General features: G+C 73.8%; 7 protein-coding genes and 1 pseudogene. 6 read left to right on the top strand and 2 right to left on the bottom strand.

Features of this window, described 5'->3' with window-relative positions:
• Positions 1 to 158: 158 nt before the first annotated feature.
• On the bottom strand, positions 159 to 332 hold the full coding sequence (locus tag ACFXOZ_RS29460; RefSeq protein ID WP_380404606.1) for a hypothetical protein: 174 nt from the start codon (positions 330 to 332) through the stop codon (positions 159 to 161).
• Positions 333 to 595: 263 nt separating this feature from the next.
• Between ACFXOZ_RS29460 and ACFXOZ_RS29455 the strand changes: the two are divergent.
• The 6 genes and pseudogenes from ACFXOZ_RS29455 to ACFXOZ_RS29430 all read left to right on the top strand — a co-directional run.
• Positions 596 to 871: pseudogene (locus tag ACFXOZ_RS29455) on the top strand (PIG-L deacetylase family protein); the annotation flags it as partial.
• 247 nt (positions 872 to 1,118) lie between these two features.
• On the top strand, positions 1,119 to 1,622 hold the full coding sequence (locus tag ACFXOZ_RS29450) for a hypothetical protein (RefSeq protein WP_380522859.1): 504 nt from the start codon (positions 1,119 to 1,121) through the stop codon (positions 1,620 to 1,622).
• Positions 1,592 to 3,010, top strand: coding sequence for a hypothetical protein (locus ACFXOZ_RS29445; RefSeq protein WP_380522861.1), 1,419 nt, complete (start codon positions 1,592 to 1,594; stop codon positions 3,008 to 3,010). Before ACFXOZ_RS29450 ends, ACFXOZ_RS29445 begins: the two co-directional genes overlap by 31 nt.
• 8 nt (positions 3,011 to 3,018) lie before the next feature.
• Positions 3,019 to 4,509: a VWA domain-containing protein gene (locus tag ACFXOZ_RS29440; protein WP_380593285.1), complete on the top strand. Its 1,491-nt coding sequence runs from the start codon at positions 3,019 to 3,021 to the stop codon at positions 4,507 to 4,509.
• Between the two features lie 62 nt (positions 4,510 to 4,571).
• The gene (locus ACFXOZ_RS29435) at positions 4,572 to 5,687 is read left to right on the top strand and encodes an AAA family ATPase (RefSeq protein ID WP_380522799.1); all 1,116 of its coding nucleotides are present in this window, start codon (positions 4,572 to 4,574) and stop codon (positions 5,685 to 5,687) included.
• Positions 5,684 to 8,551, top strand: a complete 2,868-nt coding sequence (locus tag ACFXOZ_RS29430) for a hypothetical protein (RefSeq protein WP_380593284.1) — start codon at positions 5,684 to 5,686, stop codon at positions 8,549 to 8,551. The genes ACFXOZ_RS29435 and ACFXOZ_RS29430 overlap by 4 nt, the downstream gene beginning before the upstream one ends.
• A 111-nt stretch (positions 8,552 to 8,662) precedes the next feature.
• Here the strand turns inward: ACFXOZ_RS29430 and ACFXOZ_RS29425 are convergent, their stop codons facing one another.
• Positions 8,663 to 9,751, bottom strand: coding sequence for an alcohol dehydrogenase catalytic domain-containing protein (locus ACFXOZ_RS29425; RefSeq protein ID WP_380593283.1), 1,089 nt, complete (start codon positions 9,749 to 9,751; stop codon positions 8,663 to 8,665).
• Between the last annotated feature and the right edge of the window lie 95 nt (positions 9,752 to 9,846).

The following is a 9,846-nucleotide window of genomic DNA, read 5'->3' as shown; positions in this document are numbered from 1 at the left end:
TACGTCCAGTACGAGGCCGACTCGGGCGCACGCCCAGCCGGGCGCCCAACGCCGCGCGCTGATCTGCCAAGATCCGCCGGACAGGCCCTAGCGGCGCGGAGGCAGGACCCCGGGGTCCTGCCGGTCCGTTCGACGGCACTGTCCGTGGGCTCCTGGGCTCAGAAGAGGGTGGGCTCGACCCCGTCAGCCCCGCCGAGTCCCGGGAGGGCGTCCTGCCGGACGACGGCGTCGGCCAGCGGCACCTGCTTCATGCTGCCTTCGCAGAGGATGAGGGAGCGGCGGTCCCGCTTGTGGTCATGGATGACGCCGTAACCGGCACGGCGGGTCGGCATGAGGGCTACCGGCCGTTCGCAGGCCGGGCACTGAACTCTCGGGGCACGCATACGCACAGGTTGCCCGGTGCCACTGACAATGACCAGGGGCGTGCGGATGCGGGCACCGACCCTACCCGTCCTCGTCCTCCTCCTCGGGCTCGGACTCGGTGGTTCACCAGAGGCGCGGTCCGGATCGCGTCGACATCGCCCTGCCACCGCAGTTGTGCCACGTCCCCGGTGCGGTCAACCGGGCCACGCCGCAACCCCAAGAGGAGGAATCCGTGTCCCTGCCCAGCCTGCTCGTCGTGATGGCGCACCCCGACGACGAGTCGCTCGCGGCCGGGGGCGTACTCGCCCAGCACGCCGATGCCGGAGCCCGGACCACCGTCGTCACCGCGACCTGGGAGCAAGGGACCCAGCGCGCAAGGGAGTTGGCCGAGGCGGTCCGGATCCTCGGAGCGGGCGAGCCCCGGCTGCTCGGCTGGGCCGACCACCGGGTTCCCGACTCCGCCCCCGGACGGCCGCGGTTGTGCGACGCGCCGTTGGACGCGGTGGTCGGTCAAGGGGCGACGGGCGTCGTGCCGCGGGCGCGTGGATGCGGGCGGGGAGAGCTCGAATTCCGCCGGGAGCTGACGGTCCGTCCCCGCCGGTGCGGGCGTCGACGTCCTTCCGCAGCGCCGAGTGATGAGCCGGGCCGGCCCGGCGGGGCCGGTTGTCGGTGGTGACCACTACGTTCATCACCACAAGCGCTGCCGCCCTGTCGTGGCGCGCTGTCCCCCCAACCCCATTGGAGATGGTGTGCTTCTGCCTGCCTGGGAAGGTTCGAGTACGGTCCGGGTGGTTCCGCCCGCCCGGCCCCGCAAGCTCGCGAAGGTGCCGTTCGTGCAGTTGGCGGACGGTCGGCTGCAGGGTGTGGTGTCCAGCGGTTCGGACATCGGCCGGGTCTACGTGTCGGCCGTCGAGGCCGGTTCCTTCGCGTTCTCGTGCAGCACCAACAACAACCGTCCGTGCGGCGGCGCCCGGGGTGGCTACTGCAAGCACCTGGAGGCGCTGGTCGGCGAGGCGGTGGTGCAGTTCGGCGGTGACCGTGTCGCCCGTTACCTGCGGGTGGACACCGGTACGGAGGAGGCCACCGCCCGGGTCATCACCGGTGCCATGAGCGCCACCCGCCCGGTGAAGGCCGCCGAGTCGCCTGCGGCGGCGGTGTTCACCCGGTTCCTGAACCACCTGGAGTACCTGGAGTTCGAGCCGGTGACCACTCCGCTGCCGGACCTGCACTGGTTCCCGACCACCCGGGCGGTGGCGTGATGCGCACCGACCTCCTCCACGCGCCGGTCGGCGGCCTCGACGAGGCGCTCGCCGTCGTCGACGCCTTCGACCGGGCGATGTCCGACGGCCTGGTGCGGCCCCGGCCGGCCCAGGCCCAGGCGCTGGCCGAGCTCGCGGGGGCCGTCGCGGACTCGCCGCTGGCGGCCCTCGTCGCCGAGGCCGCCGAGAAGGCGGCCGCCGGCACCGCGGACGAGGGCCACCTGCTGGCCCTGGCGGCCGCCCGTACCGCTCTGCTCGGTGCGGCCCACGACGCGCTCCACGGTGTCGTGGGCGGGGCGACCGGTCGTACCACCGCCCTGTGGACGGTGCCCGCCGAGGGCCCGGGCGGCGCGTCGAACGTGCTCACCGCGGTCCGCGCCTGGCTCGCGGACCTGGCCCGTACCGGCTGGCTCGGCATGGACCACGACCTCGTGTCGGCCTCGGCGCAGCTCGTCTCCGCGATGCTCCCGGACCCGCAGCTGCGTCGCCTCGCCGTCCTGCTGGACGGGTTCGCGGGCGAACTCGCCGCGTCCTGCCCGGGAGCGAGTCTGGAACGCGTCCCGGTCCGCCGCTGGGCCGACCTGTGGTCGCGGGCCCTGCTGCTGGCGACTCCCGGTGCGGGCACCGTCCCTGACCCGCAGACGGTCACCGGACGGCTGCTGCCGCTCGGCGTCGACCTGCACGAGCACGCGACGGCCGCGCAGGCCCAGGTCCACGCCGTGTTCGAGCCGGCCGACGGCTCCGCGCCCCGCCTGGTCCGGGCGTCGGTGTCGGTCCCGAAGCCGGACAGCGTCCTGGGCGCCGGGGTCTGGCAGCTGCTGCGCCCCCGGATGTCGCTCCTGGCGGCGGCGGGCGAGGGCCGCGCCGTGACGGTGACGGACATGCCGCTCACCGCCGAGGGCGACCTGCTGTGGAGCGACGAACTCGCCCGCACCGCGGCCGAGGCCGACCCGTTCGCCACCGCCAGGGTCGTGCTGCCCACCGCCGTGGGCGCGCCGGTCGCGCCGCTGGAGCGCCACCCGGTACGCCTGGCCGAGCCGGTCTTCCTGGAGGGCTACACCGCCCTGGAGCAGGACGGGGCGCTGACCTTCGACCTGGCCGGCCACCCGCTCGCCGTCGACACCGACCGCATCCCGGTGGCGGGCCCGCTCACGCCGCAGGCGGTGGCCGCGTCCACCGCGTGCATCGGCCTGCTGCGCTGGGACGCCGGGGCCTTCGTCCTCCAGCCGCTGGCCGTCGAATCCACCGTCAAGCGCCGGACGGTGGGCCTGCACGCCGGTGCGTGGGCGGGTGGCACCACCGACAAGAGCGGCGGCAAGGCCGAGGCGGCAGCGAGCGAGACGGTGACCGTGCTGCGCGAGCGCGCCGGCAAGCTGCTGCGGAAGTGAACGGACCCATGACCTCCTCCTCCACCTCCTTCACCACCACCGATGGGAACGGCGGTGCTCTCGCGGACCCCGAGGGGAACCGCCGACAGGTGCTGTACTGGCAGCTGCTGGCGCGTCTGTTCGACCCGGCGGAGCAGCCCGCGCTGGAGACGGCGAGTCTGGCCGTCGTCGAGGACCTGGGCCTGCCCGCGGGCCTGCTGGACCCTCGTACGTCCGTGGACTCGCTCGTCCAGCGCCACCCCGGCCTGGCAGCGGAGTTCGACGGCCTCCTGGCGCCGGGCGCCGACGCCGACCTCGAAACCGACGCTGATGCCGCCGCAGGCCCGGTCGGGGCCCGCGACCGGGCCGCCGAGGTCCGGCGCGCGGCCCTGTACTCCAAGATCCTCCTCAACGCCCTCGCCACCGGCTCCGGCACGGTGACCGCGGGCCAGCTCTCCCGCTGGCAGTCCGACGCGGGATGGCTGGAGCGCGCCCTCGGCTGCAAGCCCGGGGAACTGCGCGCCGGCCGCCACGCAGGCCTCGGCCGTCAGACAGGCCTCGGCCGTCACGCCGGCACCGGCATCGGCACCCCCGGGACCCCCGGCACCCCGGACCTGTCCACGCTGATCCCCGTGATCGGCCCCGAACTCGCCGCCATCGAGGCCGATCTGGTCAAGCGGATGCGCCTGCGCGAAGTCCTCGCGGACAGCAGGCTCGCCGCCCGCCTCACCCCGAGCATGTCGCTGATCGAGCAGCTGCTGCACGACAAGGGCAACCTCGACGGCACCGCGCTCGCCAACGCCAAGGCCCTGATCCGCCGGTTCGTCGACGAGGTCGCCGAGGTGCTGCGCACCCAGGTCGAGAAGGCCACGGCGGGGGAGCTGGACCGCTCGGTGCCGCCGAAGCGGGTGTGGCGCAACCTCGACCTCAAGCGCACGGTCGAGAAGAACCTCGTCAACTGGAGCCCCGACGACGAGCGGCTCTACGTCGACCGGCTCTACTACCGGCACACCACCCGCAAGACGACGCCGCAGCGCCTGATCGTGGTCGTGGACCAGTCCGGCTCGATGGTCGACTCCATGGTCAACTGCACCATCCTCGCCTCGATCTTCGCCGGCCTGCCCAAGGTCGACGTCCACCTGGTGGCGTACGACACCCGGGCCGTCGACCTCACCCCGTGGGTCCACGACCCGTTCGAGACGCTGCTGCGCACCCAGCTCGGCGGCGGCACCGACGGTACGGTCGCCATGGCCCTCGCCCAGCCGAAGATCGCCGAGCCGGTCAACACCGTCGTCGTGTGGATCTCCGACTTCTACGAGTGGCGCGGCGAGGAGCTGTTCGCGCAGATGGCCGCCGTGCACCGCTCCGGCGTGAAGTTCATCCCGGTCGGCTCGGTCACGAGTGCGGGCCGGGGCAGCGTCAACCCGTGGTTCCGCCAGCGGTTCAAGGACCAGGGCACCCCGGTGCTCTCCGGCCACATCAACAAGCTGGTCCACGAGCTCAAGACGTTCCTGACCTGAGCGCCGCACCGCGCCGCACCCGTTCATCCCCCATTCCCACGCCGCAGAAAGGCTCCTGCCCGATGTCCGACATGCTCCGCGCCCCCGCCGAGACCAAGTACGCCGATGAGCTGGACTACCTGGAGTCGGTCGACTCCGGCCCGAAGCCGTCCACGTGGCGGCTGTCCCCGAAGATGATCCGCACCTTCGTCCTCGGCTCCGAGCCCTCCGACGGCATGGAGCGCGAGGTGGCCCAGAAGTGGTTCGGCGAGCGCAGCGTGGTCGAGCGGGCGATCGTCACGCTCGCCTCCGACCGCGGCCTGCTGCTGCTCGGCGACCCCGGCACCGGCAAGAGCTGGCTCGCCGAGCTGCTGGCCGCCGCCGTGTGCCGCAACTCCACCCAGGTCGTGCAGGGTACCGCCGGCACCACCGAGGACCACATCAAGTACTCGTGGAACGTGTCCATGGTGATCGCCAAGGGCCAGTCGCGCGCGTCCATGATCCCCTCGCCGATCATGACCGCGATGGAGACCGGCACGATCGGACGCTTCGAGGAGCTCACCCGCTCCACCAGCGACGTCCAGGACGCGCTGATCTCCATCCTCTCCGAGAAGTACGTGTCGGTGCCCGAGTTGAAGGGCGAGGACGGCACGGTGTTCGCCAAGCCCGGCTTCGCGGTGATCGCCACCGCCAACAGCCGCGACCGCGGCGTCAATGACCTGTCGTCGGCGCTCAAGCGGCGCTTCAACTTCGTCCAGATCCCGGTGGTGACGGACAAGCGGAGCGAGGCGGAGATCGTCCGCTTCCGCACCGAGGAGCTGCTGCGCCGCCACCAGATCGAACTGGACGTGCCGCCCACCCTGCTGGACGTACTGCTGCGCTCCTTCGAGGACCTGCGCGCCGTCGCGACGGCGGCGGGCAGCGACGACGAGCGGCTGGAGTCGGCCCTGTCCACCGCCGAGCAGATCGGCGTACTGGAGGACGCCATCCTGCACAGCAACTTCTTCGGCGAGCGCGCGCTCACCGCCCACGCCCTCGGCTCCTCCCTGGTCGCCTCGCTCAGCCGTCGCGCGCCCGAGGACACCAGCATCCTCACCAAGTACCTGGCCAACACCGTCCACCAGCGCAGTGAGCAGGAGGGCGGCGAGTGGCCGCAGTTCCTCGCCGCCGGCCTGGACACCCTCAAGGCGCTCGCATGAGCCGCGCCAGCACCCGGGTGCCCGCCACCGGCGGGCACCCCGGCCCCGACACGTTCAGCGCGCTGCGGAGCCAACTCGACGCGGCTGCCGCCGAGTTCGCCGACGGCCCGGGCGCCCTGGACGGCATCCTCCGCGGCCTCGTGAGCGACGTCGAGCGTGCCCTGCGCGAGCCGCTGGAGATCTTCCCGGTCTGCCACCACTCGCCGGCCTCCGCCACCGCCATGGCCCGCCACCTGCGTGCCCGGCAGCCGAGGACGGTCTTCCTCGAACTGTGCGAGGACATGGCCCCGTTGCTCACCGAGCTGCGCAACTGCCGCCTGCCGGTGGCCGTCCAGGCCTTCGCCACCCGGATCGACGGGTTCCCCGCCGACTGGGCGCCGCTGTCCGTGGTCGCGCCGATCACCGAGGCCTCCGCCGAGTACCAGGCCATCGCGTACGCGTTGGAGACGCCCGGCGTGGACCTGGTCCTCGTCGACCGGTCCTCGGACCACGTCTTCCAGTGGCAGCCCCGCCCGGACGCCCCGGACAGCGTGGACGGCTCGGACGCCGCCGAGGCCGCGGCGGCCGCCGCCGCCCAGGCCGACGTGGGCGCGGCTGCCTCCCAGGAGGCCGCACTGCACGGCGACGCGGTCGGCGTCGAACTGGGCGACCTGCGGCCCCGCTTCGCCGACCTCGAACGGCACCTGCTGCGCCACGGCAAGGTGCGGCACTGGTCGGAGTGGTGGCACCAGTACGTCGAGGGGCCGCTCGGCGACGCCGACCACGACACCTACCGGCAGGTCATGTTCCTGATCGGCAGCCTCTTCCGCCGCCTGGCGCCCGGAGATCCGGGCCGTGTGCGGGTGGACGAGGACCGCGAGCGGTACATGTGGACCCGCATCCGCGAGCACCTGGCCGCCACCGGCGCCGACCCGGCGCAGAGCGTCTACGTCTGCGGCGCCTTCCACGCCGCCAGCCGGGTCGAGGAGTTCGGCCTCCACGGCACCGACACCTTCGCCGTGCCCCCGCGCACCGCCACCGAGTGGCAGTACGGCCTGATCCCCTCCAGTCACACCGCCATCGAGAGGCAGTTCGGCCTCGAAGGCGGGTCGGTGTCGATCGCCGCCGCCCAGTGGGAGAAGAACCTCAAGCGCACCCGGGTCCAGCCCTACCGGCTCAAGGGCCAGGCCGGTGCCGGGGCGAAGGCCACCCGCGCCCGCAAGGCGGTCGCCGCCGCCCCCGCCGCGGACGGCGACAGCACCGACAAGCTGGCCGGATTCCTGCAACGACCGCCCGCCCTCGACCAGTTGGACCAGGAGGAACTGCTCGGCTGGTCCGTGGAGATCGTGCGAGCGGCCCGCCGCAACGGCTACCTCGCCTCCACCGCCGACGCCATCGCCGTGTACGAGACGTCCATCCTCCTCGCGGGCATGCGCGACCGCGCCCGCCCGACCCCGTACGACTTCCAGGACGCGGCCGTCACCTGCATCGAGAAGGAGACCGTGCCCGGCCGGCGCGACGTCCGGCGCCTGGTCGAGATCATGATGGGCGGCGACCGGATCGGCCAGGTCGGCTACGAGTCGCTGCCCCCGCTGGCCCGCGACGTCCACGACCGCCTCGCCCCGCTCGGCCTCAACCTCCAGGCCCGCGGCGTCAAGCGCGCGCTGCTGGACATCAAGTCCCAGCCCGACCTGCGCCCCTGCTCCGACGTGCTCTGGATGCTGCGCCACCTGATCCCCGACGCCGCCCGCCCGATCATGGGCGAGCGCACCCTCGGCGACGAACCCAAGCAGGAGTCCTGGGACCTCTCGCTCGGCACCCACCAGCGCGCCCTGATCGAGCTCGGCTACGAAGGCGTCACGCTCGAACAGGTCCTCGAACAGCGCCTGCGCCGGGAGGCCAACGCCCCGCAGGCCAATGCCGCCGTCGTCCTGCGGACTGTGGAGGACGCCACCCTGTACCTCGGCAGCCGGCGGCTCGCCGACGAACTCGGCGCCCGCGCCCTCCAGGTGCTGACCACCGAGCGCAGCGTCGACGGCGCCCCCGAGGTGCTGCGCCGGGTCCGGAGGCTGCTGGCGTTCTACCGCACCGGTGAGCCGGTCCTGCCCCGGTGGATCGAGCGGTTCGCCGAGGCCGGGTACGCCCACTACTGCGCCCTGCTCCCCACCGCGTTCACCGACGAGACGGCGACGGTGCGCCAGGTCGCGGCCATGCTGAGCTTCCTGTTCAGCATGGAGGGCCTGGCCCTGTCCCTGGGCGGGGACCGCGCCCAACTCGAACTCGCCGTCGCCCGGTCCGACCCGCAGGACCAGGCCAAGCGCGCCCTGCTGTGGGCCGCGCGGGTCCACCTCGGCCACCTCACCCGCCAGGACCTGCGCGAGCGCTGCGACGAACTGCTCGGCAATCCGCTCCTGCTGCCCGCCTACCCGCGCTACCTCAGCGGGCTGCTCCACGCGCTGGAGCCGGTGCCCAGCCTGGTCGACCTCGTCGTCGAGGCGGTCTCGCACGCCTTCGCCCGCCTGCCCGACCCGGTCCTGCTGCCCTGGCTGCCGACCCTGATCACCACCCTGCGCAGCGGCGGCGCCGAGCTCGCCCCGAAGCTCACCAAGGAAGCCGGACGCATCTTCCCCGGTCGGCTCGCCGAACTGGACACCTGGGTGCCGCCGTGGCTCGCACCGGCGCCCCAGCCGGTCCGGCCCGGCGGCGGCACCGCCGGACGGGGCTCCGCCCTGCTCGCAGCGCACCCCGCCGGTTGCGACGCGCTCGCCGCCCTCCTGGGCTGCGACGGGTCCTGGACGGCGCCGCAGACCCCGGCGGGCTCGGCGCTCCTCGGCCGGCACCCCGAGACGGCCGCCGCCCTGGCGTCCCTGCTCGGCGCCGCCTGAGCGGACGGAGAGCGGACGGAGAGCGGACGGACGCCGACGCTGACGGCGCGGGGGCGGTCCCGCCGGTTACGGACCGCCCCCCGTGCCGTCGCCACCGGCCCACGACACCCGTCAGCGCGCCGACGGGACGAGGACGGTGCGCTCGAACGGGCCGCCGTGCGAGGCGGCGTACGCGACGGCCTCGTTGACCGCGTCGAGGCCGAACGACCGGACCCGTTCGGGGGCGAGGTCCAGGGCGCCCGAGGCGAGCAGCCGGATGATGCCGACGTTCGCCGTGCGCGGGTACATCCACTGGCCGCGCACGGTGACCGAGTTGCGCATGAGCCACGGGTAGGGGAGGGCGAGGTCGTCGCCGCCGAGCATGCCGACACCGCCCATGAGGACCACGCGCCCGTACTCGCGCACGGTCATGGCCGCCGTGTGCGCGACCGAGCTGGGTGCGCTCGGCGGCAGCAGGTCGAGCACCATGTCGATCGGGCCGTCGCCCGCCGCGGCCATCGCCGCGCGGTCGTCGGCCTCGTCCCCGGTGAGCGGGACGGGGCGCACCCGGGGGCCGAACCGGTCGGCGAGGAGGTCGAGCGCGGCCCGGTTGCGGCCGGGGGCGACCACCCGGCCCGCCCCCATCGCCAGCGCGAGCGCGACCGCGCTGCTGCCGAGGTTGCCGGTCGCCCCGCTGACGAGCAGCGTCTCACCGGCCGCGAGCCCGCCGGCCAGCAGCCCGCCGTACGGGATGACGTGCACGCCGAGCGCGGCCCAGCGGGCCGGGTCGTCCCCGGCCGCCGGGGGCAGCGGGTACACGTTCTCCGTCGGGACCCGCATGAGCTCGGCGAAGGACCCGTCGTGCAGGTACCGGGCGAGCCGCGCGCCGCCCTCGCCGCGCGAGCTCCAGCCCTGGAGGGTGATGTCGGGCGTCAGGGCGTCGTCCCGGGAGCGCACCGTGCAGTCGCACCACACCAGGTCGCCGACCCGCAGCCGGGTGGCGTCCGGGCCCACCTGGACGACGCGTGCCACGCCGCCGATGCCGGGCACGACGGGAGGCACGAGGGGGTACTTCCGCTCGCCGCCGAACACCTCGGCCGCGTACGGGGCCACGCAGGCGGCGAGCACCCGGACCACCACCTCGCCGCCGCCGGCCTCGGGGTCGGGCACCTCCCGCACCGTGAGCGGGGCACCGAACCGCGTCAGGACTGCTGCTCGCACGTGTGAGCCTCCATGGTCGTCTTCGTCTGCGGACGCCTTCGTCTTCGGACGCCTTTGTCTTCGGACGTCTCCGTCCGTGCTCGTCGTGATCGACC

This window comes from Kitasatospora sp. NPDC059160, from assembly GCF_042755465.1.
Taxonomy (GTDB): Bacteria; Actinomycetota; Actinomycetes; order Streptomycetales; family Streptomycetaceae; genus Kitasatospora.
Note: the sequence above shows the minus strand (reverse complement) of the source record. Positions and strands in the feature narration are given on the sequence as shown.